General features: G+C 67.5%; 22 protein-coding genes and 1 pseudogene. 15 read left to right on the plus strand and 8 right to left on the minus strand.

The genetic code is table 11. From position 1 onward, the window contains the following. Window positions 1-23: 23 nt before the first annotated feature. On the minus strand, window positions 24-1,871 hold the full coding sequence (gene recQ / locus CVUC_RS12050; RefSeq protein WP_101685827.1) for a DNA helicase RecQ: 1,848 nt from the start codon (window positions 1,869-1,871) through the stop codon (window positions 24-26). Window positions 1,872-1,991: 120 nt separating this feature from the next. Between recQ and polA the strand changes: the two genes are divergently transcribed. Both polA and CVUC_RS20455 read left to right on the plus strand, forming a co-directional pair. Then, window positions 1,992-4,883: a DNA polymerase I gene (gene polA / locus CVUC_RS12055; protein WP_164468239.1), complete on the plus strand. Its 2,892-nt coding sequence runs from the start codon at window positions 1,992-1,994 to the stop codon at window positions 4,881-4,883. Window positions 4,884-4,922: 39 nt separating this feature from the next. Continuing rightward, window positions 4,923-5,048, plus strand: a pseudogene (locus tag CVUC_RS20455) (hypothetical protein); the annotation flags it as partial. A 150-nt stretch (window positions 5,049-5,198) separates the two neighbouring features. Here the strand turns inward: CVUC_RS20455 and CVUC_RS12060 are convergent. After that, complete coding sequence (locus tag CVUC_RS12060) at window positions 5,199-6,386, minus strand: acetyl-CoA C-acyltransferase (protein ID WP_010921291.1); 1,188 nt, start codon at window positions 6,384-6,386, stop codon at window positions 5,199-5,201. Between the two features lie 265 nt (window positions 6,387-6,651). On the opposite strand from CVUC_RS12060, the gene CVUC_RS12065 reads away from it, so the two are divergent. Together CVUC_RS12065 and CVUC_RS12070 are read left to right on the plus strand one after the other, a co-directional pair. Next, the gene (locus CVUC_RS12065) at window positions 6,652-9,054 is read left to right on the plus strand and encodes a TonB-dependent receptor (protein ID WP_096034472.1); all 2,403 of its coding nucleotides are present in this window, start codon (window positions 6,652-6,654) and stop codon (window positions 9,052-9,054) included. A 117-nt stretch (window positions 9,055-9,171) separates the two neighbouring features. Continuing rightward, window positions 9,172-10,917 (plus strand): N-acyl-D-amino-acid deacylase family protein, encoded by a 1,746-nt coding sequence (locus CVUC_RS12070; RefSeq protein WP_096034471.1) that lies wholly within the window; start codon window positions 9,172-9,174, stop codon window positions 10,915-10,917. Window positions 10,918-10,920: 3 nt separating this feature from the next. On the opposite strand, the gene CVUC_RS12075 is transcribed toward CVUC_RS12070, so the two are convergent. The 5 genes from CVUC_RS12075 to CVUC_RS12095 form a co-directional block, all read right to left on the minus strand. Further along, a complete protein-coding gene (locus CVUC_RS12075; RefSeq protein ID WP_010921288.1) occupies window positions 10,921-11,352 on the minus strand; it encodes a DUF1330 domain-containing protein in 432 nt (143 codons plus the stop codon). A 69-nt stretch (window positions 11,353-11,421) separates the two neighbouring features. Further along, window positions 11,422-12,111 (minus strand): TPM domain-containing protein, encoded by a 690-nt coding sequence (locus CVUC_RS12080; protein ID WP_233279796.1) that lies wholly within the window; start codon window positions 12,109-12,111, stop codon window positions 11,422-11,424. Between the two features lie 13 nt (window positions 12,112-12,124). Further along, a complete protein-coding gene (locus CVUC_RS12085; RefSeq protein ID WP_096034469.1) occupies window positions 12,125-13,045 on the minus strand; it encodes a TPM domain-containing protein in 921 nt (306 codons plus the stop codon). Beyond that, entirely contained in the window at window positions 13,046-13,696 is a 651-nt protein-coding gene (locus tag CVUC_RS12090; protein WP_010921284.1) for a LemA family protein, read from the minus strand. Between the two features lie 91 nt (window positions 13,697-13,787). Further along, a complete protein-coding gene (locus CVUC_RS12095) occupies window positions 13,788-15,095 on the minus strand; it encodes an acyl-CoA dehydrogenase family protein (RefSeq protein WP_096034468.1) in 1,308 nt (435 codons plus the stop codon). Window positions 15,096-15,229: 134 nt separating this feature from the next. On the opposite strand from CVUC_RS12095, the gene CVUC_RS19885 reads away from it, so the two are divergent. The 11 genes from CVUC_RS19885 to sugE all read left to right on the plus strand — a co-directional run bounded on the left by CVUC_RS19885 (window position 15,230) and on the right by sugE (window position 23,391). Continuing rightward, window positions 15,230-15,646, plus strand: a complete 417-nt coding sequence (locus CVUC_RS19885) for a hypothetical protein (protein ID WP_024265959.1) — start codon at window positions 15,230-15,232, stop codon at window positions 15,644-15,646. Between the two features lie 245 nt (window positions 15,647-15,891). Beyond that, window positions 15,892-16,215 (plus strand): CC_3452 family protein, encoded by a 324-nt coding sequence (locus CVUC_RS12105; protein ID WP_164468237.1) that lies wholly within the window; start codon window positions 15,892-15,894, stop codon window positions 16,213-16,215. A 153-nt stretch (window positions 16,216-16,368) separates the two neighbouring features. Then, on the plus strand, window positions 16,369-16,608 hold the full coding sequence (locus CVUC_RS12110) for a PaaI-family thioesterase-like protein (protein WP_024265957.1): 240 nt from the start codon (window positions 16,369-16,371) through the stop codon (window positions 16,606-16,608). Between the two features lie 192 nt (window positions 16,609-16,800). After that, window positions 16,801-17,355 (plus strand): F0F1 ATP synthase subunit delta, encoded by a 555-nt coding sequence (locus CVUC_RS12115; RefSeq protein WP_010921279.1) that lies wholly within the window; start codon window positions 16,801-16,803, stop codon window positions 17,353-17,355. A 52-nt stretch (window positions 17,356-17,407) separates the two neighbouring features. Then, entirely contained in the window at window positions 17,408-18,940 is a 1,533-nt protein-coding gene (gene atpA / locus CVUC_RS12120; protein WP_010921278.1) for a F0F1 ATP synthase subunit alpha, read from the plus strand. Between the two features lie 34 nt (window positions 18,941-18,974). Continuing rightward, window positions 18,975-19,850, plus strand: a complete 876-nt coding sequence (locus tag CVUC_RS12125; protein WP_010921277.1) for a F0F1 ATP synthase subunit gamma — start codon at window positions 18,975-18,977, stop codon at window positions 19,848-19,850. Between the two features lie 47 nt (window positions 19,851-19,897). Beyond that, a complete protein-coding gene (atpD, locus tag CVUC_RS12130; RefSeq protein ID WP_096034465.1) occupies window positions 19,898-21,517 on the plus strand; it encodes a F0F1 ATP synthase subunit beta in 1,620 nt (539 codons plus the stop codon). Next, the gene (locus CVUC_RS12135; protein ID WP_010921275.1) at window positions 21,517-21,768 is read left to right on the plus strand and encodes a hypothetical protein; all 252 of its coding nucleotides are present in this window, start codon (window positions 21,517-21,519) and stop codon (window positions 21,766-21,768) included. The genes atpD and CVUC_RS12135 overlap by 1 nt, the downstream gene beginning before the upstream one ends. After that, on the plus strand, window positions 21,768-22,028 hold the full coding sequence (locus CVUC_RS12140) for an ATP synthase F1 subunit epsilon (protein ID WP_010921274.1): 261 nt from the start codon (window positions 21,768-21,770) through the stop codon (window positions 22,026-22,028). The genes CVUC_RS12135 and CVUC_RS12140 overlap by 1 nt, the downstream gene beginning before the upstream one ends. 207 nt (window positions 22,029-22,235) lie before the next feature. Further along, window positions 22,236-22,961, plus strand: a complete 726-nt coding sequence (locus CVUC_RS12145) for a hypothetical protein (protein WP_096034464.1) — start codon at window positions 22,236-22,238, stop codon at window positions 22,959-22,961. A 109-nt stretch (window positions 22,962-23,070) separates the two neighbouring features. Then, the gene (gene sugE, locus CVUC_RS12150) at window positions 23,071-23,391 is read left to right on the plus strand and encodes a quaternary ammonium compound efflux SMR transporter SugE (protein WP_096034463.1); all 321 of its coding nucleotides are present in this window, start codon (window positions 23,071-23,073) and stop codon (window positions 23,389-23,391) included. 9 nt (window positions 23,392-23,400) lie between these two features. Here the strand turns inward: sugE and CVUC_RS12155 are convergent, their stop codons facing one another. After that, window positions 23,401-24,150, minus strand: coding sequence for an alpha/beta hydrolase (locus CVUC_RS12155; protein ID WP_010921271.1), 750 nt, complete (start codon window positions 24,148-24,150; stop codon window positions 23,401-23,403). Window positions 24,151-24,195 lie beyond the last annotated feature (45 nt).

Below are 24,195 nucleotides of genomic sequence, written 5' to 3' on the forward strand. Positions count from 1 at the left end.
TGAGAGAACTCGCCGCGCGCCGATTAGTTCTCGCGAACCACTTTCAAGACCGCCTCGCCATAGCGATCGAGCTTGCCTTGGCCCACGCCGCCGGCCTTGCCCAGCGCCGCCAGGGTGGCGGGGCGCGCGGCCGCGATCTCGGCCAGGGTGGCGTCGTGGAAGATCACATAGGGCGGCACGTGCTGCAGCTGGGCCTGCTCCTTGCGCCAGGAGCGCAGGGCCTCGAACAGGAGCTGGTTTTCGGCCGGGATGGTCAGGGCGCGGCCCTCGCGGCGCTTGCGCATTCCGCCCCCCGCGCGGCCGCCGCTGTCGGGCGCGTCGGTGGTCTGGCGCAGCGCGACCTTGCGCTCGTTGCGATAGACCTGCCGCACGCCCTCGACATCGCCCAGGCCGATCAGCGGTCGCCCGTCATTGGGATCCTCGCGCAGCAGGCCCTCGAAGATCAGGGTGTCGAAGAGATCGCGCCAGGTCGGCTGGCTGAACTCGCGGCCGATGCCGAAGGTCGGCAGTTGCGCCTCCTGGGGCGTGACGTCCTTGGTCTTGCCCATCAGGTGCTCGATCACGCGGCCGCGACCAAGACGCCCGCCCAGCCGGTGGACGGCCGACAGCGCCTTCTGGGCCGCTTGCGTGGCGTCGATCCCGGTGGGCGGCGAGACGCAGATGTCGCAGACCCCGCAGCGGCCGACGCCCTCTTCGCCGAAATAGCGGCGCACGGCGGCGGCGCGGCAGGTGACGCCCTCCAGCATGGCGTAGAACTGGCGCAGCTTGCGCGACTGCACCTGCTTGACCTCATCGGGCGCCTCGCGGGTCTCGATCCGGCGCGCAGCCCAGGCCATGTCGGCCGAGCCATAGAGGGTGATGCCCTCGGCGGGCTGTCCGTCGCGCCCGGCGCGGCCGACTTCCTGCCAATAGGCCTCGATGGCGGCCGGCGGATCGGCGTGGATCACATAGCGCACGTCGGGCTTGTCGACGCCCATGCCGAACGCGATCGTGGCGACCATCACCGCGGCGTCGGCCTCGAGGAAGTCTTCCAGCCGGCGGGCGCGGACGGCCTTGTCGAGGCCCGCGTGATAGGCCAGGGCCGGCACGCCCTCGGCGTTCAGCCGTTCGGCCAGCTTTTCGGTCCCGTCGCGCGAGCCGGCGTAGATGACGCCCGAACGGCCGGGGCGTTCCAGAACCAGCTCGACCACCCGGTCGTGACCCTTGCCGCGCTTGCGCTCGGCGCTCAGCGCCAGCTCCGGACGAGCGAAGCTGTCGACGAACTCGGCCGCGCCCTGCAGGCGCAGCTCGGCGCGGATGTCATCGCGCGTGCGGGCGTCGGCGGTGGCGGTGACGGCCAGGCGCGGCACGTCGGGAAAAAGCTCGGCCAGCCGGCCCAGCATCCGGTATTCGGGACGGAAGTCGTGGCCCCACTGGCTGACACAGTGGGCCTCGTCCACGGCGATCAGAGCCAGCGGCGTGCGCGAGAGCCGGTCCAGCATCCAGGGCTGCATCAGGCCCTCGGGCGACAGATACAGCAGATCCACCTCGCCGGCGTCGATACGCCGCCAGATGTCCGAGCGCTCGTCCATCGAGATGTTGCTGTCCAGCCGCTCGGCCGCGACGCCCGCCTGGCGCAGGCCCTGCACCTGGTCGGCCATCAGGGCGATCAGCGGTGAGATGACCAGGCCCAGGCCCGGCCGGATCAGCGACGGGATCTGGTAGCACAGGCTCTTGCCGCCGCCGGTGGGCAGCACCGCCATGGCGCTGTGGCCGGTCAGCAGCTCGTGGATGACCCCGGCCTGCAGACCCCGGAAGTCGGCGTGACCAAATGTGCGGCGCAGGACGTCGCGCGCGCGGTCGAGCTCTGGGGATTCGGGAGGGACGTACACGGGGGCTCTTATGGCCGCCGCTCCGCCCCCCGCCAAGCCAGGAACTGAGGCACGGCGGTTTCTGTGGGCGGGGTCGCCGAAGGGTTCCCGACGCGCGCCGCGCCCCCTATGTTGCCGGCCATGACCGACGCCGCCGCGCCCCCGCTTCCGAACGCTTCCGAACTGACCCAGGACGGCCCGGCCGTCCGGCTCTTCCTGGTCGACGGCTCGGCCTATCTGTTCCGCGCCTACCACGCCCTGCCGCCGCTGACGCGCAAGAGCGACGGCCTGCCCGTCGGCGCGGTGCAGGGCTTCTGCAACATGCTGTGGAAGCTGTTGCGCGACATGCAGGGCGACACGCCCACCCACCTGGCGGTGATCTGGGACCATTCGGAAAAGACGTTCCGCAACGCGCTCTACGACCAGTACAAGGCCCACCGTCCGCCGCCGCCCGAGGACCTGATCCCGCAGTTCCCGCTGGTGCGCGAGGCCACTCTGGCGTTTGGCGTCCCGGCGATCGAGCTGCCGGGCTATGAGGCCGACGACCTGATCGCCGCCTATGCCTGCAAGGCCCGCGACATCGGCGGCGAGGCGATCATCGTCTCCTCCGACAAGGACTTGATGCAGCTCGTCGGCGATGGCGTCTCGATGTACGACCCGATGAAGGGCGTGCGCATCGAGCGCGAGCAGGTGTTCGAGAAGTTCGGTGTCTATCCTGAGAAGGTCGTCGATGTTCAGGCCCTGTGCGGCGACAGCGTCGACAACGTGCCGGGCGCGCCGGGCATCGGCATCAAGACCGCCGCCCAGCTGATCACCGAATATGGCGATCTCGACACGCTCTTGGCGCGCGCAGGCGAGATCAAGCAGCCCAAGCGTCGCGAGACCCTGATCAATTTCGCCGACCAGATCCGCCTGTCACGGGCCCTGGTGAAGCTGGACTGCGACACCCCGCTGCCCCAGCCGCTGGATGCGCTGACGGTGCGTGAGCCCGACAAGGAGGCCCTGGCCGCCTTCCTGGAGCAGATGGAGTTCCGCTCGCTGGCCCGCCGGGTCGGCGACGGCTCGGCCGCCGCGACGCCCGGCACGCTGGATCGCCCCGCCGCGCCCCCCAAGGCGCCGGTGGTCAGCGTCTCTTACATGGGCGCGGCCGCCCGCGCGGCGGCGCATCCGGTCGAGCCGGTGAAGATCGACCATGCGGCCTATGCCTGCGTCCGTGATCTTGCGACCCTCAAGGCCTGGGTCGCCAAGGCGACGGACAAGGGCCTGGTCGCCTTCGACACCGAGACCGACGCGCTCTCATCGGCGACGGCGGGGCTGTGCGGCGTGTCGCTGGCCATCGCGCCGGGCGAGGCCTGCTACATCCCGATCAGCCACTGCGAAAAGGCCGACGGCCTGGCCTTCGAGGCCCCGGCCGACATCGAGCAGATCCCCCTGGCCGACGTCATCGCTACCCTCAAGCCGATGCTGGAAGATCCGGCGGTGCTGAAGGTCGCGCAGAACGCCAAGTACGACATCGCCGTGCTGGCCCGGCACGGGATCCAGGTCGCGCCGATCGAAGACACCATGCTGATCAGCTATGTGCTGGAGGCGGGCCTGCACGGCCACGGCATGGACGAGCTGTCCGAGCTGCATCTGGGCCACAAGCCGATCCCGTTCAAGCAAGTGGCCGGCAGCGGCAAGGGCCAGATCAGCTTCAAGCACGTGGCCCTGCCCGAGGCGACCGCCTACGCCGCCGAGGACGCCGACGTCACCCTGCGGCTCTACCACCATCTGAAGCCGCAGCTGGCGCGGGCGAGCCTGTCGACCGTCTACGAGACGCTGGAGCGTCCGATGCCGGCGGTGCTGGCGATGATGGAGAACAACGGCGTCCGCGTGGACCCAGAGGCCCTGCGCCTGCTGTCCAACGAGTTCTCGCTGCGCATGGCCCAGTTCGAGGCGCGCGCCCAGGAACTGGTGGGACGCCCCTTCAACCTAGGCAGCCCCAAGCAGATCGGCGATGTTCTGTTCGGCGAGATGCAGATGAAGGGCGGCAAGAAGACCGCCACTGGCCAGTGGTCGACCGACAGCGACGTGCTCGAAAGCCTGGCCCCGGAGCACGAGCTCCCCCGCGTGCTGCTGGACTGGCGCCAGCTCTCCAAGCTGAAGGGCACCTATACCGAGAACCTGATCGCGGCGATCGCGCCGTCGACGGGCCGGGTGCACACGTCCTACGCCCTGGCGGCGACGACCACGGGGCGGCTGTCCTCGTCCGATCCCAACCTGCAGAACATCCCGGTCCGCACCGAGGAAGGCCGCAAGATCCGCAAGGCCTTCGTCGCCGCGCCGGGCCATGTGCTGATCAGCGCCGACTACAGCCAGATCGAGCTGCGCCTGCTGGCCCATATCGGCGACATCCCGCAGCTGAAGAAGGCCTTCCAGGAGGGTCTCGACATCCACGCCATGACGGCCTCGGAGATGTTCGACACGCCGATCGAGGGCATGGATCCGATGATCCGTCGCCGGGCCAAGGCGATCAATTTCGGCATTGTCTACGGCATTTCCGCCTTTGGTCTGGCCAACCAGCTGGGCATCAGCCAGGGCGAGGCCGGGGCCTATATCAAGACCTATTTCGAGCGCTTCCCGGGCATCCAGGCCTATATGGACGCGACCAAGGCCTTCGTGCGCGAGCATGGCTATGTGACGACGATCTTCGGTCGGAAGATCAACATCCCCGACATCGAGGCCAAGTCGGCCGCGCACCGCCAGTTCGCCGAGCGCGCGGCGATCAACGCCCCGATCCAGGGGGCGGCCGCCGATGTCATGCGCCGGGCGATGATCCGTATGCCCGCAGCGCTAGAGGCCGCCGGCCTCTCGACCCGGATGCTGCTGCAGGTGCACGACGAACTGGTGTTCGAAGCCCCCGAGGCCGAGGCCGAACGCGCCTGCGCGGTGGTCCGGGCGGTCATGGAAAAGGCGGCCGAGCCGGCGGTGGCGCTGTCGATCCCGCTCACCGTCGAGGCGCGGGCCGCCAGCAACTGGGACGAGGCGCACTGATCCTTCGTCAGTGATCGGTTCGCTGAGCGCCTGACGCAAAAAGAAAGGCCGGAAACCGCGAAAGCGGTTTCCGGCCTTTTTCAATCAAGCACCCTGTCAGACGGGTGTGCTGTTCGAAATCAGAAGATTTCGAACAGGCCGGCGGCGCCGCTCTGGATCGCGTGAAGCGATCCAGGTCTCTTTGGAGGATGGGCGCCGTGATCCGTCCTGATCGAAATCAGAAGATTTCGAACAGGCCGGCGGCGCCGCTCTGGATCGCGTGAAGCGATCCAGGTCTCTTTGGAGGATGGGCGCCGTGATCCGTCCTGATCGAAATCAGAAGATTTCGAACAGGCCGGCGGCGCCCATGCCACCGCCGATGCACATCGTCACCACGCCCAGCTTGGCCTTGCGGCGCTTGCCTTCCAGCAAGAGGTGGCCGGCGCAGCGGGCGCCGGTCATGCCGAAGGGGTGACCGATGGCGATCGAGCCGCCGTTGACGTTGTACTTCTCCGGGTCGATGCCCAGGCGGTCGCGGCTGTACAGGCACTGTGAGGCGAAGGCTTCGTTCAGTTCCCAGATGTCGATGTCGTCGACCTTCAGGCCGTGACGTTCCAGCAGGCGCGGCACGGCGAAGACCGGGCCGATGCCCATCTCGTCAGGCTCGCAACCGGCGACGGCGAATCCGCGGAAAGCGCCCAGCGGGGTCAGGCCGCGCTTTTCGGCTTCCTTGGCCTCCATCACCACCACGGCGGCGGCGCCGTCAGACAGCTGGCTGGCGTTGCCGGCGGTGATGAACTTGCCCTCGCCCATGACGGGCTTGAGGCTGGCCAGGCCTTCCAGGGTGGTGTCGGCGCGGTTGCACTCGTCCTTGTCGACCACGTAGTCGACGAAGGACTCTTCCTTGGTTTCCTTGTTGACCACCTTCATCTTGGTGGCCATCGGAACGATCTCGTCCTTGAACAGGCCGGCGGCCTGAGCGGCGGCGATGCGCTGCTGGCTGCGCAGGGCGTATTCGTCCTGGTACTCGCGGCTGACATTGTAGCGCTTGGCCACGATGTCGGCGGTGTCGATCATCGCCATCCACAGCGCCGGATGGGTCTGCATCAGTTTCTCTTCGGTGATGTGGAAGCGGTTCATATGACCGCCCGCATTGACCAGCGAGATAGACTCGACGCCGCCGCCGATGGCGACATTGGCCCCGTCGTTGCGCACATAGTTGGCCGCCGTGGCGATGGCCTGCAGGCCCGACGAGCAGAAGCGGTTGATGGTCTGGCCCGAGGTGGTGACCGGCAGACCCGCCCACATGGCGGCGTTGCGCGCGACGTTCATGCCGGTGGCGCCTTCGGGACCGCCGCAGCCCAGGACCACGTCCTCGACCTCAGCCCCTTCCAGTCCGGCGCGCGACACAGCGTGCTGGATGGCGTGGCCGGCCATCGCCGCGCCATGGGTGTTGTTGAAGCCGCCACGGACCGACTTGGCCAGACCGGTGCGGGCGTAGGAAACAATGACCGCTTCGCGCATAGAGGCGCACTCCCCGTTAAACGTTAGTTTGAATTGGCGGCCACCCTAGACCGTCTCTTTGCGCTGCGAAAGATCACGCGTGCGTAAAGGAAAACCGTCCCTTCCCCGGCCCTGGCGTGGCTTTGTGATCACAGTGTTATGCGTGTCTAACGCCCTGATTCTAGTGCGCTTCGTTTGGCGTTGACTTTCGTCAGGGCGAGGACGAACGCTGCAGTTGCGTCGGGAGTCACGCTCCAAGAACGCCAAAAACATCAGGGAGGTAATCATGACCATCGTGTCGTCGCGCGGTCGCGCGCGTGCGCTGCTGGGGGCCAGCGCGCTTTCTACGCTTATCGGGGCGGGCCTCGTGGCGCTGCCGTCGATCGCCGCCGCGCAGCAGGCCGATCAGAACGCCATCGAGGAAATCATCGTCACCGCGACCAAGCGCGACGCGACGATCCAGGACATTCCCTTCTCGATCAACGCCCAGACGGAAAAGGACATCCAACGCTCGGGCGCGGTGACCCTGGAAGACCTGTCGCGCAACGTGGCGGGCCTGACGATCCAGAACCTCGGCCCGGGTCAGAGCCAGGTGTCGGTGCGTGGCGTCTCGGCCGGTCAGGTCGTTCGCGACCAGCCCGGCGTCAAGGAGCAGGTCGGCGTCTATCTCGACGAGTCGGTGATCTCGCTGTCGCTGTTCACGCCGGATGTCGATCTCTTCGACCTGAACCGCGTCGAGACCTTGCGCGGTCCGCAGGGCACGCTGTTCGGCTCGGGCTCGGTGGGCGGCACGATCCGCTACATCACCAACCAGCCCAAGCTGGGCGTCTCGGAGGGCACGTTCGAGGCCAACGCTAACCTGGTGGACGGCGACGCGTTCGGCGGTCACGTGAAGGGCGCGGTCAACATCCCGATCTCCGACAAGATCGCCATGCGCGCCGTCGGCTACCTGACCCAGTACGGCGGCTTCATCGACGCTCGCAAGGAGGGCGGCAAGGTCGACAAGAACGTCAATGACGGCACCCGTCGCGGCGGCCGTCTGTCGTTCTATATCGAGCCGAACGAGCAGGTGAACTTCACCCCGCGCGTCGTCTATCAGGAGATCCGCGCCGGCGGCTTCAACCGCCAGGAAACCTTCAACCTGTTCGCCAACAACAACACCACCACCCGGCCCAAGATCCAGCTGGGTGAGCGCGAGCAGTACCTGCTGCTGGACGAGCGCTTCTCGGACAACACGCTGCTGGCGGACATGACCGCCAACCTCAAGTTCGACGCCGCCACCCTGACCAGCGTCACCAGCTTCATCAGCCGTGACATCACCGTCAGCCGCGACGCCAGCGCCCTGACCGGCAGCGTTTCGGTGGATCTGGGCTATCCGGCCGCTGCGGTGCTGCTGCCGTCGAACCTGCGCGACACCACCGACCTCGAGCAGTTCACCCAGGAACTGCGCCTGGCCTCGACCACCGATGGTCCGCTGCAGTGGGTGATCGGCGGCTTCTATTCGAAGGTCGACCGCGTCTACAACCAGCGCCTGCCGACCACCGGCTATGACACCTACACCGACGCCGTCCTGGGCGCGGGCACCTCCGCCGCCGTCGCCAACGGCTTTGGCAAGGACTCGCCCTACAACGCCTACCTGCCTTACGACATCAAGCAGAAGGCCCTGTTCGGCGAGCTGAACTATACGGTCGGCAAGCTGACCGCGACGGCCGGCGGCCGCTACTACGACTTCAGCGAAACTCGCCAGTTCAAGTCGGGCGGCCTGTTCGCCAACGGGGACAACCGCACCGACAAGACCTCGTCGGACGGCTTCACCCCGCGCTTCCTGCTCAGCTATGAGGCCAGCGACACGGTCACCTTCAACGCCCAGGCCTCGAAGGGTTTCCGTCTGGGCGGCGTCAACGACCCGCTGAACATCCCGCTGTGCTCGGCGCAGGACCGGGCGATCTTCGGCGGCTACCAGAACTATGACGACGAGACGCTGTGGAACTACGAAGGCGGCGTGAAGTCGCGGTTCGGGCGCGTCACCCTGAACGCGGCGGCCTTCTACACCGACATCAAGAACCTGCAGACCACTCTGGACGCCGGCTCGTGCTCGTCGCGCGTGGTGTTCAACGTGCCCAAGGCCCACACCAAGGGCGTCGAGGCCGAACTGACCGCGCGCCTGGCCAACGGCCTCGACATCGGCCTGTCGGGCAGCCTGCTGGAAGCCGAGTTCGACTCGACCGTGAAGGACGGGACGGGCGCGGTGATCGGCGGCATCCGCGAGGGCAATCGCCTGCCGTCGGTGCCGAAGTTCCAGGTGTCGTTCGACGTCACCTACAGCAAGGAAGTCCGCCCGGGCGTGAACGGCTACCTGAAGGCCTCGCTGCAGCACGTGGGCAACCGCTTCACCCAGGCCAGCGACCAGGAGAACAATCCGCGCCTGTTCGTCTCGAACCTGGCGTTCGGCGGCGCCACGGGCAGGGTTCCGACGGCTGTCAATCTTGCGCTGCCCAGCTATGAGATCGTCAATCTCAGCGCCGGTCTCGAGATGCAGGACGGCGTGGACCTGACGCTATACGTCAACAACCTGTTCGACGAGAACGCCCTGTTGTCGTTCGACCGCGAACGCGGTGGTCGGGCCCGCCTGGGCTACGCCGTGGGCCAGCCGCGCACCATGGGCGTGACGGTCAGGAAGTCGTTCTAGGGGTAGATAGGCTGGAACGGGGAAGGGCGGTCGCTGCGGCGGCCGCCCTTTTTCTTGACGCCTGCATCCGGCCGGGCGCACCTTGGTGAACAACGATAAGATAACGGGAGGACGGCCATGGGTGATCGCGCCTACGATCTGGTCCTGCGGAGCGGCGTGGTGTTCGACGGCGCGGGCGGACCGGGCTTCCAGGCCGATGTCGGCGTGCGTGACGGCGTCATCGTCGCGGTCGGCAAGGGCCTCGCCGCCGGCGCCGAGGAGATCGACGCCCGAGGGCGGATCGTCACCCCGGGCTTCGTCGATATTCACACCCACTATGACGGCCAGGCGACCTGGAGCGGTCAGCTTGGCCCCAGCTCCGGCCACGGCGTGACCACGGTGGTGATGGGCAATTGCGGCGTCGGCTTCGCGCCGTGCCGCCCGGACGACCACGACCGCCTGATCCGCCTGATGGAAGGTGTCGAGGACATCCCCTTTCCCGTGCTGACCGAGGGCCTGCCCTGGGCCTGGGAGAGCTTTCCCGACTATCTAGATTTCCTGGCCGGCCGCGCCTTCGACGTGGATGTCGGCGCTCAGCTGCCGCACGCGGCTTTGCGGGTCTATGTGATGGGCGTCCGGGGCGCCGATCGTGAGCCGGCGACCGACGCCGACATCGCCGCCATGGCCGCGATCGCCCGGCGTGCGGTCGAGGCCGGAGCCTTGGGCTTCTCGACCTCGCGCACCCTCAATCACCGCACCAGCGACGGCCAGCCCACCCCGACCCTGACCGCCGGTGAGGACGAACTGACGGGGATCGCGCTGGGCCTGGCGGCCGCCGGTAAGGGCGTGCTGCAGGTGGTGTCGGATTTCGTCGACGGCGCCGCCGAGCTGGCCATGCTGCGGCGGATCGTTGAGCGCTCCGGGCGCCCGTTGTCGTTCTCCCTGGTCCAGAGCCCCAAGGCCCCTGAAGGCTGGCGCGGTCTGCTCGACGGGGTTGCGGCCGCCGTCGACGCCGGCCTGCCGATGAAGGCGCAGGTCTGCGGTCGTCCGGTCGGGGTGCTGTTTGGCCTGGAGCTGACGCTCAATCCGTTCAGCCAGAACCCGGTCTTCGCCGAACTGAAGGACCACCCCCTGGCCGACAAGGTCGCGGCCATGTCCGATCCGGCGTTCCGCGCACGGCTACTGGCCCACGACGGCGACGCCAGGGGCCCCTTCGCCGGCAGCGCGCTGCGAGCCTGGGACAATCTCTATCCGATGGGCGGCGCCGACCCGGACTACGAGCCGACGGCCGACAAAACCGTGGCCGCGATCGCCGCGCGGGAGGGTCGCGACCCGGCCGCCGTCGCGCTGGACGCCATGCTGGCCCAGGACGGGCGGGGCATGCTGTACCATCCGTTCCTGAACTACGCCGACGGCTCGCTGGACCCCAGCTTCGCCATGCTGACCCATCGCGACACCGTGCCGGGCCTGTCTGACGGCGGGGCGCATGTGGGCATGATCTGCGACGGCAGTTTCCCGACCAGCAACCTGATCCACTGGACCCGGGATCGGACGCGGGGTCCAAGGATCCCGCTGGGGACGATGATCGCTCGCCAAAGCCGCGACACCGCCCAGGCTGTGGGCCTGCTGGACCGGGGCCTGATTGCGCCGGGCTACCGCGCGGATCTCAATGTCATCGACTATGCGGGCTTGAGGCTGGAGGCGCCGCAGGTGGCCTATGACCTGCCCGCCGGCGGCCGTCGTCTGACCCAGCGCGCGCACGGCTATGTCGCCACGATCGTCGCCGGCGTCGTCACCCAGCGCGACGGCGAGCCGACCGGGGCCTTACCCGGCCGACTGGTGCGCGGCGCCCAGGCCGCGCCCCTCGCCCTGGCGGCCGAGTAGCGGTTATTCGCCGAAGCCCTTGCCGGGCGCGAAAGGCGAAAAGCGGATCAGCCGCGAGTCCTCCACCGCCGCTTGGCGATGCTTGACGTGCTCGCGGTAGTCCGGGTTCGTGACCATCGCCAGGAAGGCGCCGGCGTTCGGATATTCGGCGATGAAGGCCAGGTCCCATCGCTCGTCGCTGGGACCGGTCAGCACGACTTCGGGGCTGCCCGCCCACACCTGCCGCCCGCCCAGTCCCTCGAAGATCGGACCGGAGGTGCGGCCATATTCGCGATAGGCGTCCAGGCCGCTCATCCCCTTGCCGTGATTGGGATGGTCCGCCGGATACTCGGCCAGGGGCTTTAGCCGGATCAGGTTCAGCATGTGGATCGGCGTGTCGCGCGGCAGGGCCTTGAAGGCGTCGAACTGCGCGCGGGTCGGGTCGATGTTGGACATGGCGTTTCCCCTCTTCCTTGGCGTCGATGATGACGCCGAGGCGAGGCGTTCCGCCAGCCTTCCTCAGCGTCACCGTTTGGGCAGGATCGTCAGGCCGTCGGAGAGTTCATTGCGGTCGTCGCCGCGCGGGGGGACATGGGCGGCCAGGATGCCGCCGGTGCGGGCGACGGCGGCGACGAAGCCGTCGGCGATCTTGCCGCGCTTGAGTCCGGCCACCAGGTCGGCGACCACCTCATCCCAGACCGCATTGGGCGCGGCCTTGTAGATGCCCTCGTCGGCGATGACCTCGACGCGGTGCTCGGCCAGGGCGGCGAAGATCAGCACGCCGGTGCGGTCGCGGGTGACGTGCAGGCCGTGGCTGAGGAACTGCTCCATCGCCGCGCGCTTGACGCGGGCTGTCTTCAGCGCGCCGGGCGTCAGGGCGCGGCGGACCGGCGGGATCGACACCACCAGAGCCGCGACGACGAATACGACGAGCTGCAGCACGATGTAGGTGGAGAGCGCTGATAGGATCGCGCCGTCGTGTGCGGCCTGGTGGCCGACGCTCCAGCCGCCGAACAGGCGGGTCAGCATCTCGGGGCGGAAGCCCGCCAGCAGCGCGCCGGCCGGCAGGACCAGCGCCGAAGCGGCCGCCCAGACCAGCGGCGTTTCGCGATAGTCCGACACCTCGGGGGTCAGGACGCAGAAGATCTCGCCGGCGGTGGTCTTTTCGGCCTCCGCCACCGCCTGGGCGATGCGGTCGAGATCTTGGGGGGTCATGCGCCTTACCATCTCACCACCGTCCCGAACTGCCGCCGCCGCCGAACGAGCCGCCGCCGCCGGAGAAACCGCCGCCACCGCCGCCGCCCCAACCGCCGCCGCCGCGTCCGCTGTTGTTCAGCGCGCTGAGGATGATCCAGGGCAGGGCCGAGCCGAGGCCACCGCGCCGGCCCCGGAACAGGCTGGAAAACACGAAGATGATGAACAGGAGGATCAGGAAGCCGACGATCGGCGAGCCGCGCGCTTCGTGACGCTCGGGACGCGCCGCGTCCGCGACGCGCGCCTTGGCCTCTTCGGGCGGCAGGCCCAACTGCTCGACCAGCGCGTCGGTCCCGGCGACAACGCCGCCCGACAGATCGCCGTCCCGGAACTTGGGCAGGATCGCCGACTGGATGATCACGCTGGACAGGGCGTCGGTCAGCACCGGCTCGAGGCCATAGCCGACCTCGATCCTCACCTGCCGGTCATTGGGCGCGACCAGCAGGATCGCGCCGTCGTCCTTGTCCTTGTCGCCGATCCCCCAGGTTCGGCCCAGGCGATAGCCGTAATCCTCGATCGGATAGCCCTGCAGGCTGCTGACCGTGGCGACCACCAGCTGATGGCTGGTGCGGGTCTCCAGCGCCGCGAGCTTGTCGGAAAGGTCGCGCTCGACGTCCGGCGACAGCACCTGCGCCTCGTCGACCACGCGGCCGGACAGCGGCGGGAATTTGGGCTCGGCGAGCGCGGGCAGGGCGAAGAGGGTCGCGACGAGGGCGAGAAACACCATCCTCACCCGTGCAACGGGGGAGGTGGCGCGGCGCGGATAGGCGCCGTGACGGAGGGGACGCTGTGCGGCGGAGAGCGCCCCCTCCACCGCTGAGCCTGCCCTTGGGCGCGCGCTTCGCGCGACCCGGGGGCGGTCCCCGTCCCCCGTTTCTCGGGGGAGGAGACGCATCTACTGAACCTTCGGCGGCGTCGCCGTCGGCGGGCTGGAGAAGTCCACCGTCGGGGCGCTCTGGGCGGCGGCCGAGGCCTGGAACAGCTGGGCCGGCTTCTGGTCGCTGTAGAGGGTCTTGGCCCAGAGCAGGCTGGGGAAGGTCCGCAGGGTCGTGTTGTACTTCTGGGCGGTCTCGTTGTAGTCGCGCCGCGCGATGGTGATCCGGTTTTCGGTGCCTTCCAGCTGGCTCTGCAGGGCCAGGAAGTTCTGGTTCGACTTCAGGTCCGGATACTGCTCCTGGATGACCATGAGGCGGCCCAGCACGCCCGACAGCTGGTCCTGGGCGGCGGCGAACTTCTGGAACTGGGCCGGGTCGGTGATGGTCGAGGCGTCGACCTTGACCTGGGTGGCGCTGGCGCGGGCCTCGGTGACGGCGGTCAGCACGTCCTTCTCCTGGGCCGCGTAGCCCTTCACCGTCGCCACCAGGTTCGGGATCAGGTCGGCGCGGCGCTGATACTGGTTCTGGACCTCGGCCCAGGCGGTCTTGGTCGCCTCGTCCTGGGTTGGAATGGTGTTGATCCCGCAACCGGCCAGGGTGGCGGGGATGGCGACGACCAGGGCGACGCGCGCGGCGTTACGAACGAGACGGCTGTTCAAGTATCCCTCCACCAAACCAGGCGAGCCTGCGGTATGCGACCATGATGGCTCGCATACCGCTGTTAGATAGCGCGGGAATTGATACGCGTCAGGGGCGCAGAGGTTAAACCTTATCCATCTCCGCAAACGCCTGCTTGCGCGGACCCATATAGCCGAACAGCCAGGCGGCGACCTTGCGCATCTGGATCTCCTCGGCGCCCTCGGTGATCCGGTAGCGGCGGTGGTGGCGGTAGATGTGCTCGAACGGCTTGTGGCGCGAATAGCCGATGCCGCCGTGGATCTGCATGGCCCGGTCGGCGGCCTCGCAGCACAGGCGGTTGGCCCAGTAGTTACACATCGAGACCTTGTCCGAGAGGCGCTTTTCGACCTCGGGCTTGGACATCTGGTCCATCTCCCAGGCCGTCTTGCGGATCAACAGGCGCAGCATCTCGACCTGGGTCGAGAGTTCGACGATCGGGAACTGGATGGCCTGATTTTCCGACAGCGCCTTGCCGAACGGCTTGCGGGCGCGGGCGTACTTGATGCTCTCCTCGATGCAGTAGGCGGCTGCGCCGAGGCTCGAGGCCGCCTGGCGGATGCGGTTCTCGTGCACGAAGTGCTGGGCTAGGGCCAGGCCCCCGCCTTCCGGACCGAACATCGCGCTGTCGGGAACCCACACGTCGGTGAAGCTGACGCGCGGGTGGTCGGTCGGCATGTTGAAGGTCCAGAGATACTCCTCGATCTTCACGCCGGGCGCGTGGGCCGGGACCAGAAAGGCGGTGATGCCGCGCGCGTCGCCGTCCTGGCCGCTGGTGCGGGCGAACAGGCAGCAGTGCGTGGCCACGTGCATGCCCGTGGTCCACATCTTCTCGCCGTCGATCCGCCAGCCCGCCTGGCCGTGGCGTTCCTCGCGGACCGCCTGGGTCTCCATGTGGGTGGCGTCCGAGCCGTGGTCGGGTTCGGTCAGGCCAAAGGTCGGGCGGAAGGCGCCGCGATCCAGCATGTCCTCGATCAGGTGCTGCTGGTCGGGCCGGCCAAAGTCGCGGATCATCAGCACGAACGGATTGTTGCCGACGATCGAGTGCTCGTTCTGCAGGTCGTTGAACAGGCCAAGGCCCTTGGACGCCAGGTGCTCGCGGATCACCGCCATGCCAAGATTGGTGCCGTCCTGGCCGCCATAGGCCTTGGGGAGCGCATAGCGATAGTGGCCCGCCTTGTCGGCCAACTTGCGGGCCTTGGCGAGCAGTTCCTCCCATTCGTGGCGCGGCAGGCCGCCGGCGTCCCAGTCGGTGCGGGCCCATTCGCGGCGGTGGTCGAAGAAGCGCTGGTTGTCGTCCTTCGCCTGGAGCGGGGCGATCTCCTTCGCGATGAAGGCGTCGAGCTCCTCAAGATAGGCCGAAAGTTCCGGTGACAGTCGGAAGTCCATGGTCAAGCCTCCCTGCGCGCATTGTTCTCTTTATAGCGGCGACTAAAGCGCGGGCGGCGGCGGCGGCCAATCGTGCCCCTGCGGAACGGGCCTTAACCGGTCCTTGACCAGAACGGGGTTACACTCGCCGCATGATCACCATGGCCGCCTTCGCGATCATCGGCGCAGCGCTCGGACTGTTTGTCCGACCGCGTGTTCTGGGCGTAGTGTTGCCGGTGCTGCTGGCCGCGATTGTCGAGGGCTCCGTCCTCTGGATGATCGGGGTGATGGAGAAGCAGCCGAACCGCGAGCTTCTGATCGATCGTCTGCAAACCATCTTCGGCGAAGGGTGGGTCGGCGCGATCGGGCCGGTGGCCGCCGCCTTCATCGGCGCGACCATGGCCGCCCTGATGAGCGCCTTCACCGATCCCGCCGGTCCGGGACCCGTGCTGACCGCCGACGGCATCCAGCGCCGGGTCGGCAAGGACGGCCGCTACGCCCGCGCCAAGGGCATGGTCGAAGAGCGCGCCATCCACGCCAAGGCCGAGAGCCGGATCGACCAGATCCTGGGTCTTTAAGGCTCGCCGATTCCACCCTGGCCTCGCCGCATCCGGCGAGAGATCCGCGATTCTCGAAAATGCGAAGCGCAAGCAAAATTGCCCTTGCGCAATTTCTTATCACTGATATCTAAGCGATGCTTAGTTCGGACCCGAAGCACCGGTGGGGATACCGGCGCCGTCATCCCCGGGGTCGAGCGGCCAGTACACGCGTTTCACCGATCCTCGATCTGACCGCAACGTCCCCAAAGCCGGAGGGCTTTCTCATGAAGCTCCGTTCGCTGGCGGCTGTCGCCGCCCTGTCTGTTTCCATGTTCGCCGGTTCGGCCTTCGCCGACGGTCGCATCGCCGCTGCGCTGGACGCGCCCGTCGCGGCCAAGACCAAGGTTGTCGCCGGCGGCGCCGTCTTTGTCTGCGAGGGCGCCGAGTGCGTCTCGGCTCAGGCCCCCTCGCGAGCCCTCACTGCGGCCGCCTGCAAGGCGCTCGCCAAGGAAGTGGGTCGCGTCGCGGCCTTCGGCGGCGAAACCAAGTCGCTGGACGCCGAAGACCTGGCCCGCTGCAACGCCTCGGCCAAGGTCGCGGCTAAGTAAGAACACCTATCGCTTTACCCTAGTACCAGACGCGTTGTGGGCCGCCGTTTCTCCGGCCCGGTCTGGCTGTTTCCTCGAGCATTCGCCTTTATGGGGCGGCGGGACCTCCCGCCGCCTCTTTTTCTTTTCCGGCGACAGGACTAGTTGAAACCCATGGACAAGAGCCTCGCCGCCCAACTGGAATCCGTTCTCTGCAAGGCCGCAGGCGAGGACGCCTCGCTCGCCTCGCTGACCGTCGACTATGGCGCGGGCGAGACCGCTGGCGACCTTGACGGCAAGGCCTGGGTGGAACGCGCCACCAAGAGCCTGATCTTCGCGCAGGGTGAACTGCGCCGCGCCGACGGGGGGCTGGCGGCCTCGGCCTCGGCGATATTCCGTCGCTCCGGGGTCTGAGCGAGCGCTCGGTTGCGCCCCTTTGGTTGCGACTGCGAAAGGCCCGTGTTATCAGGCGCGCGGCTTCGGACGGGGCGGCGCGGCAGCGCCGACCGTCCATGTGCTTTTTTCAAGCGCGTTCAAGCCTTTAAGTCGCGATGAGGGTTAAACTTCTTGTCGGCGGCGATTTGCAACGCACCGGGCGGATACCAAGTGGCGGACGAAACCAAGGCGACGGATGCGGGTCAGCGTTATGCGCAGTCCCTCTTCGAATTGACGATCGAGAACGGCTCCCTGCAAAAGGTCGAAGCCGACCTGAAGAGCTTGAAGGCCATGGTCGCCGACAGCGCCGACCTGCGCCGCCTGATCGCTTCGCCCGCCTTCTCGGCAGAGGATAAGGGCAAGGGCCTGACCGCCGTGGCCAAGAAGGCCGGCTTCCAGCCGCTGACCACCAAGTTTCTGGGCCTCGTCGCGGCCAACGGTCGCACCGGCGACCTGCTCGGCGCGATCTCGGCCTTCGTCGAGCTGTCGGCCAAGCATCGCGGCGTGGTGACGGCGGAAGTCGTCTCGGCCGCCGCCCTGTCGCCGGCCCAGCTGAAGGGCGTGCAAACCGCCCTGGCCCAGGCCCTGGGCAAGACCCCCGAAGTTTCCACGCGCGTCGATCCGTCCCTCCTGGGCGGTCTGAAGGTGCGCGTCGGTTCGCGTCTCTTCGACGCTTCGCTCCGTTCGAAGCTCGATTCCCTGAAATTCGCCCTGAAGCGCGCTTAAGCCTTTAATTAAGCGCCTCGAAAAAATTAGATCGCAGAGAGCCCAGAAGACCATGGACATCCGCGCCGCCGAGATTTCGGCCATCCTCAAGTCGCAGATCGCCAACTTCGGCGAAGAGGCCGCCGTCTCGGACGTCGGCCAGGTGCTGTCCGTCGGTGACGGCATCGCCCGCATCTACGGTCTGGACAACGTCCAGGCCGGCGAAATGCTGGAGTTCCCGAAGGCCGGCGTGAAGGGCATGGCCCTGAACCTCGAGCGCGACAATGTCGGCGCCGTGATCTTCGGCCAGGACCAGGAAATCAAGGAAGGCGACGAAGTCCGTCGCCTCGGCGAGATCGTGGACGTGCCGGTCGGCCGTGGCCTGCTGGGCCGCGTCGTCAACCCGCTGGGCGAGCCGATCGACGGCAAGGGCCCGATCCAGTACACCGAGCGCCGCCGCGTCGACGTCAAGGCGCCGGGCATCATCCCGCGCAAGTCGGTGCACGAGCCCGTGCAGACCGGCCTGAAGTCGATCGACACCCTGATCCCGGTCGGCCGTGGCCAGCGCGAGCTGATCATCGGTGACCGTCAGACCGGCAAGACCGCCGTCGCCATCGACACCATCCTGAACCAGAAGGCCGTGAACGCCGGCAAGGACGAGAGCGCCAAGCTCTACTGCGTCTACGTCGCCATCGGCCAGAAGCGCTCGACCGTCGCCCAGATCGTCAAGACCCTGGAAGAGCACGGCGCCCTGGAATACACGACCGTCGTCGTGGCATCGGCCTCGGAGCCGGCCCCGCTGCAGTACCTGGCCCCGTTCGCCGGCTGCGCCATGGGCGAGTGGTTCCGCGACAACGGCCTGCACGGCCTGATCATCTATGACGACCTGTCCAAGCAGGCCGTCGCCTACCGTCAGATGTCGCTGCTGCTGCGCCGCCCGCCGGGCCGCGAAGCCTATCCGGGCGACGTCTTCTATCTGCACTCGCGCCTGCTGGAACGCGCCGCGAAGCTGAACGAAGACAACGGTTCGGGCTCGCTGACGGCTCTGCCGATCATCGAAACCCAGGCCAACGACGTGTCGGCCTACATCCCGACCAACGTGATCTCGATCACCGACGGCCAGATCTTCCTGGAAACCGACCTGTTCTACCAAGGCATCCGTCCGGCTGTGAACGTCGGTATCTCGGTGTCGCGCGTGGGCTCGTCCGCCCAGATCAAGGCCATGAAGCAGGTCGCCGGCCCGATTAAGGGCGAGCTGGCCCAGTATCGTGAAATGGCCGCCTTCGCGAAGTTCGGCTCGGACCTGGACGCCTCGACCCAGAAGATGCTGGCGCGCGGCGAACGCCTGACCGAACTGCTGAAGCAGCCGCAATACGCGCCGCTGTCGGTCGAAGAGCAGGTCTGCGTGATCTACGCCGGCACCCGCGGTTACCTCGACGGCATCCCGACCTCGTCGGTGCGTCGCTTCGAAGCTGAGTTCCTGGCGCGTCTGCACAGCCAGCACGCCGACCTGCTGGAAGGCATCCGCACCAAGAAGGCGCTCGACAAGGATCTGGAGAACACGCTGAAGAGCGCGCTCGACAGCTTCTCGTCGACCTTCGCCTAAGCCCCTCGGAACCGCTCGGAGGGAGTAGCGCCGAATGGCCAGCTTGAAGGAAATGCGCAATCGGATCTCGAGCGTCAAAGCGACGCAAAAGATCACGAAAGCGATGCAGATGGTGGCGGCTGCCAAGCTGCGCCGGAGCCAGGACGCGGCGGAATCCGCCCGTCCTTACGCCCGGCGTCTGGCCAGCGTCATCGCCAACCTCGCCGCCGGCGTGTCCGGCGACGGCGCCCCGAAGCTCCTGGCCGGTACGGGCCGCGATGACCGCCACCTGGTGGTGGTCGCCGCCGCCGATCGTGGCCTGGCGGGCGGCTTCACCTCGTCGATCGTCCGCGCCGCGCGCGCCCACATCGACGGGCTGATCGCCCAGGGCAAGGATGTCCGCGTGGTCTGCGTCGGCAAGAAGGTGACGGCGCAGCTCGCCAAGCCCTATGCCGGCCGGATCGTCGAGACCTTTGACCTGTCGTCCTATCGCCAGCTGACGCTGTCGGTGGCCCAGCCGATCGCCGACGTCATCACCCGCGAATACGAAGCGGGCGAGACCGACGTCGTCACCCTGTTCTACAGCCGCTTCAAGTCGGTGGTGCAGCAGATCCCGACGGGCCTGCAGCTGATCCCGGCCGTGGTCGAGACCGGCGAAGCCGCCTCGGGCCCGACGGCGGTCTACGAGTACGAGCCCTCGGAAGAGGCCATCCTCGAGACCCTGCTGCCGCGCAACCTGACGGTCCAGATCCTCTCGGCCCTGCTGGACAACATGGCCGGCTTCTACGCCAGCCAGATGACCGCCATGGACAACGCCACGCGCAACGCCGGCGACATGATCAAGCGCTACACCCTCGAGTACAACCGTTCCCGCCAGGCTCAGATCACCAAGGAGCTGATCGAGATCATCTCCGGCGCCGAAGCCGTCTGATCTAGCCTAACGACACAAGCACGCAGAGACCGAAAGACCGCAACGCCATGGCCAAGACCCCCGCTGAAAAGCCGGCGACCGCCGCCAAGAAGCCCGCCGCCCCCAAGGCCGCCGCTGCTCCGAAGGCCGCCGCCGCCAAGGCCCCCGCCGCCGCCAAGGCTCCGGCCGCCAAGAAGCCGGCCGCTCCGAAGGCCGCCGCCGCGCCGAAGGCTCCCGCCGCCGGCCTGGAAGGCGCCACCGGCCGCCTCGTCCAGATCATCGGCGCCGTCGTCGACATCGAGTTCGACGGCGCTCTGCCGGCGATCCTGAACGCCGTCGAGACCGTCAACACCGCCACGGGCCAGCGCCTGGTGTTCGAAGTCGCCCAGCACCTGGGTCAGAACACCGTCCGCGCCATCGCCATGGACGCCACCGAAGGCCTGGTTCGTGGCCAGCCCGTGCGCGACACCGGCGAGCCGATCCGCGTGCCGGTCGGTCCGGGCACCCTGGGCCGCATCATGAACGTCATCGGCGAGCCGATCGACGAACAGGGCCCGATCCGTTCGGACATCAGCCGCACGATCCACCGTGACGCCCCGTCCTTCGCCGAGCAGACCAACACCGCTGAAGTGCTGGTCACGGGCATCAAGGTCATCGACCTGATGTGCCCCTACACCAAGGGCGGCAAGATCGGCCTGTTCGGCGGCGCCGGCGTCGGCAAGACCGTGACGATGCAGGAACTGATCAACAACATCGCCAAGGCTTACGGCGGTTACTCGGTTCTGGCCGGCGTGGGTGAGCGCACCCGCGAAGGCAACGACCTGTATCACGAGATGATCGAGTCGAACGTCAACGTCGACCCGAAGGCCAACAACGGCTCGACCGAAGGCTCGCGCTGCGCCCTCGTCTACGGCCAGATGAACGAACCCCCGGGCGCCCGCGCCCGCGTCGCCCTGACCGGCCTGTCGATTGCGGAATACTTCCGTGACGAAGAAGGCAAGGACGTGCTGCTGTTCGTCGACAACATCTTCCGCTTCACCCAGGCCGGCGCCGAAGTGTCGGCTCTGCTGGGCCGTATCCCGTCGGCCGTGGGTTACCAGCCCACCCTGGCCACCGAGATGGGCAACCTGCAGGAGCGCATTACCTCGACGAACAAGGGTTCGATCACCTCGGTCCAGGCCATCTACGTGCCCGCCGACGACTTGACCGACCCGGCTCCGGCCACCTCGTTCGCCCACTTGGACGCCACCACCGTTCTGTCGCGTGACATCGCGGCCCAGGCCATCTTCCCGGCCGTGGACCCGCTGGACTCGACCTCGCGGATCATGGACCCGCTGGTCATCGGCGAAGAGCACTACACGGTGGCGCGCCGCGTCCAGGAAGTGCTGCAGCAGTACAAGGCCCTGAAGGACATCATCGCCATCCTGGGCATGGACGAACTGTCGGAAGAGGACAAGCTGGTCGTGGCTCGCGCCCGCAAGATCCAGCGCTTCCTGTCGCAGCCGTTCCACGTCGCCGAGCAGTTCACCAACACGCCGGGCGCCTTCGTCCAGCTGAAGGACACGATCCGCTCGTTCAAGGGCATCGTCGACGGCGAGTATGATCACCTGCCGGAAGGCGCCTTCTACATGGTCGGTCCGATCGAAGAAGCCGTGGCCAAGGCCGAAAAGATGGCGGCTGAAGCCTAATGACCGAAGACGCGGACCTGGCCAATTTCTGCTGCGACGAGCTGGCCGAAGCGGTGTCTCCGGACGCCAACGCCGGCTTGATCGAGCACGATAGCGGCCTGATCCTGCTGAATCTCGGCGAGCGGGAAGAAGAGGGCGAAACCGGCGTTGTGCTGGCGACGATCCGCTTCTGCCCGTTCTGCGGAACCGAGATCCAGACCGATGAAGATATCGAGGCCGCCCTGGGCGGCGTCGAGGAGACGTTCAACTGATGGCCAAGCTGCACTTCTCTCTGGTCGCCCCCGAGCGTGAACTGTTCTCGGGCGAGGTGGACATGGTCCAGGCTCCGGGCGCCGAAGGCGACTTCGGCGTGCTGGCCAACCACGCGCCGTTCATGACCACCCTGCGCGAAGGCAAGGTGACGGTGAAGGACGGCGCGACCACCAAGGTGTTCGACATCCAGGGCGGCTTCGCGGACGTTGGTCCCGAAGGCCTCACCATCCTGGCGGAGCACGCCGTCGAAGCGGCCTGATCCGCATCGACGTGTGCGCATGCACGGTTTAAGGCGCCCTCGGTCCCCCGGATCGGGGGCGTTTTCGCGCCGCGAGCGATCTTCCATCGCGCTACGGGAGATAAAATTACACCTGTGGCCTAATCTTGGTCTTAATCAGCGCCCATAAGGGTTGCGAGGGACCGTCCGTCGGCTTTAATGCCGTCCTCTCGTCTTGTTGGGGATACCTTGCCTATGCGCCTTGCGCTCGTCAGCCTGATCGCACCCGTCCTCGTGATTGGGGGCGCGGTCGCTTCCACCGCCGCCGCTCAGGAACAAACCGCCGCTCCGGCCCCTGCCGCCCCGCCCGCTCAGGCTCCCGCCGCCCCGGCTGCGCCTGCCGCTCAAGCCGCGCCTGCGGACCAGGCTGCGCCGGTCGCCGCCCCGGCCGCCGAAGCTGCGCCCGCCGCCGACACCTATGTCGCGCCGGTTCGCGGTCCGCGCACCACTGACCCCTTCACCGTCCGCCTGCTCGACGTGCTGGACAAGGTCTGCAAGCCGCAGGTGGCCGGCGGCGACTTCGCCCAGCTGGTCAAGAGCTACGGCTTCAAGAAGAAGAGGGAGCAGTGGGTCTTCGCGCTGGAGAAGCCGTTCAACGTCACCCTGGACAACCCGGGCTCGAACAAGAACGTCTGCACCGTCACCATCGACTATTCGCAGGCCCCCGAGCAGGCTCAGGAGCTGGCCAATGGCCTGCACGACTGGGCGACCTGGGAAAACAGCCCGCAGCTGCGCCTGATCCGCAACGACCAGACCGTCGGCAGCGACTTCCGCCGCTTCACCGTCTCGTGGGACGACGCCTGGGCCGGCGGTCGTGCGGGCCTCGTCTACATGCGTCTGAAGAAGCTGGACGAGACCTCGGTCGGCAAGAACTTCGAGCGTGCGCAGATCCTGTACAGCACGACCAGCCGCTAAGGCTCAGTTGCTTCCTCCCGGAGGCGGACCTATCTAGCGAAGGCGCGGGGACGACCCCGCGCCTTTTGCTTTTCCGGGGACGACCCCGCCTTTCGAAGTGGGGCTCGTCGTGGCCTGGATCATTCTCCTTATCGCCGGACTGTTTGAAGTGGGCTGGGCCGTGGGCCTGAAGTTCACCGAAGGTTTCACGCGGCCTATTCCGAGCGTGCTGACCGCTGTCAGCCTCGTGATCTCGATGGGCCTGCTGGGTTGGGCGGTGAAGACCCTGCCGCTGGGGACCGCCTATGCGGTCTGGACCGGCATCGGCGCGGTCGGCACGGCGATCGTCGGGATCATCGTGTTCAAGGAGCCGGCGACGGCGGCGCGGCTCGTTTGCTTTGGACTGATCGTCGCCGGCATTCTGGGGCTGAAGGTTTTCGGCCCGCAGTAGGCCTCGCGGTCAAGCGGCCGCGCGCCCTTCGGCGGCGATGAAGGTCAGGCAGCGTTCGGCCACCGTTTCCCAGCCGGGTTCGCCTGGCAGCCAGTGACTCATGTCCGGGAACACCTCGACCTGGCCGCCCAGGCGCGCGGCGGTCTGGCGCACCGTGGCGGGGGGATGGATGACGTCCTTGCCGCCCGCAATGGCCAGAACCGGACAGGCCGGTGCGCGGACATTGGTGGTCATGAACGGATCCAGCCACCAGTTCAGGGTCTCCCACAGCGCCCGACCGCTCTCGGCCGTCATGCGGGCGAAGATGGCCTTGCGTTCGGCGCGCTCCAGGCGGTCGACGCTATAGCGGCGCACGACCCCATAGTCCGGGGCGATGGCCTGCATCCAGTACGGTCCGAACGCATAGAGGCTGACCGCCGAGACGGCCTCCTCCAGGCTGCCGCCGGAGACGCCCCAGGGCGCGGACGGGGCCAGCAGAATCAGTTTCGAGACGGGCGCGCGGGCGGCGGCCATCTGGGCCACCAGGCCGCCCATCGAGTGGCCAATCAGGATCGGCGGCGTGTCGCAGGTCTCGATCAGGCGGCGGATCTGGTGGGCGTAGTCCGTCATCGACACGCCGGCGGCGCTGCTGGCTCCGTCGTGGCCGATCAGGTCGGGCGTCATCACCCGATGGCCCGCCGCCTCGAACGGCGCGCGAAACGTATCGAACGTCCATCCACCGCAGAAAGCGCCGTGGACCATAATCACCGGTGCGCGCATGAACGCCCCTAACACCCCGCCGACGAACAGAGTCGGCGGGGTCAG

This window comes from Caulobacter vibrioides, assembly GCF_002858865.1.
Taxonomy (GTDB): Bacteria; Pseudomonadota; Alphaproteobacteria; order Caulobacterales; family Caulobacteraceae; genus Caulobacter; species Caulobacter vibrioides.

Excerpts from the sequence above, each read along its gene's own strand:
- CVUC_RS12105 (WP_164468237.1), top strand. The coding sequence starts at position 15,892 with ATGAAGCTCCGTTCGCTGGCGGCTGTCGCCGCCCTGTCTGTTTCCATG.
- CVUC_RS12140 (WP_010921274.1), top strand. The coding sequence starts at position 21,768 with ATGGCCAAGCTGCACTTCTCTCTGGTCGCCCCCGAGCGTGAACTGTTC.
- CVUC_RS12125 (WP_010921277.1), top strand. The coding sequence starts at position 18,975 with ATGGCCAGCTTGAAGGAAATGCGCAATCGGATCTCGAGCGTCAAAGCG.
- CVUC_RS12110 (WP_024265957.1), top strand. The coding sequence starts at position 16,369 with ATGGACAAGAGCCTCGCCGCCCAACTGGAATCCGTTCTCTGCAAGGCC.
- CVUC_RS12065 (WP_096034472.1), top strand. The coding sequence starts at position 6,652 with ATGACCATCGTGTCGTCGCGCGGTCGCGCGCGTGCGCTGCTGGGGGCC.
- CVUC_RS12155 (WP_010921271.1), bottom strand. The coding sequence starts at position 24,150 with ATGCGCGCACCGGTGATTATGGTCCACGGCGCTTTCTGCGGTGGATGG.
- CVUC_RS19885 (WP_024265959.1), top strand. The coding sequence starts at position 15,230 with ATGGCCGCCTTCGCGATCATCGGCGCAGCGCTCGGACTGTTTGTCCGA.
- CVUC_RS12135 (WP_010921275.1), top strand. The coding sequence starts at position 21,517 with ATGACCGAAGACGCGGACCTGGCCAATTTCTGCTGCGACGAGCTGGCC.
- CVUC_RS12080 (WP_233279796.1), bottom strand. The coding sequence starts at position 12,111 with ATGACCCCCCAAGATCTCGACCGCATCGCCCAGGCGGTGGCGGAGGCC.
- atpA (WP_010921278.1), top strand. The coding sequence starts at position 17,408 with ATGGACATCCGCGCCGCCGAGATTTCGGCCATCCTCAAGTCGCAGATC.
- CVUC_RS12060 (WP_010921291.1), bottom strand. The coding sequence starts at position 6,386 with ATGCGCGAAGCGGTCATTGTTTCCTACGCCCGCACCGGTCTGGCCAAG.
- CVUC_RS12075 (WP_010921288.1), bottom strand. The coding sequence starts at position 11,352 with ATGTCCAACATCGACCCGACCCGCGCGCAGTTCGACGCCTTCAAGGCC.
- CVUC_RS12085 (WP_096034469.1), bottom strand. The coding sequence starts at position 13,045 with ATGCGTCTCCTCCCCCGAGAAACGGGGGACGGGGACCGCCCCCGGGTC.
- polA (WP_164468239.1), top strand. The coding sequence starts at position 1,992 with ATGACCGACGCCGCCGCGCCCCCGCTTCCGAACGCTTCCGAACTGACC.
- CVUC_RS12070 (WP_096034471.1), top strand. The coding sequence starts at position 9,172 with ATGGGTGATCGCGCCTACGATCTGGTCCTGCGGAGCGGCGTGGTGTTC.
- atpD (WP_096034465.1), top strand. The coding sequence starts at position 19,898 with ATGGCCAAGACCCCCGCTGAAAAGCCGGCGACCGCCGCCAAGAAGCCC.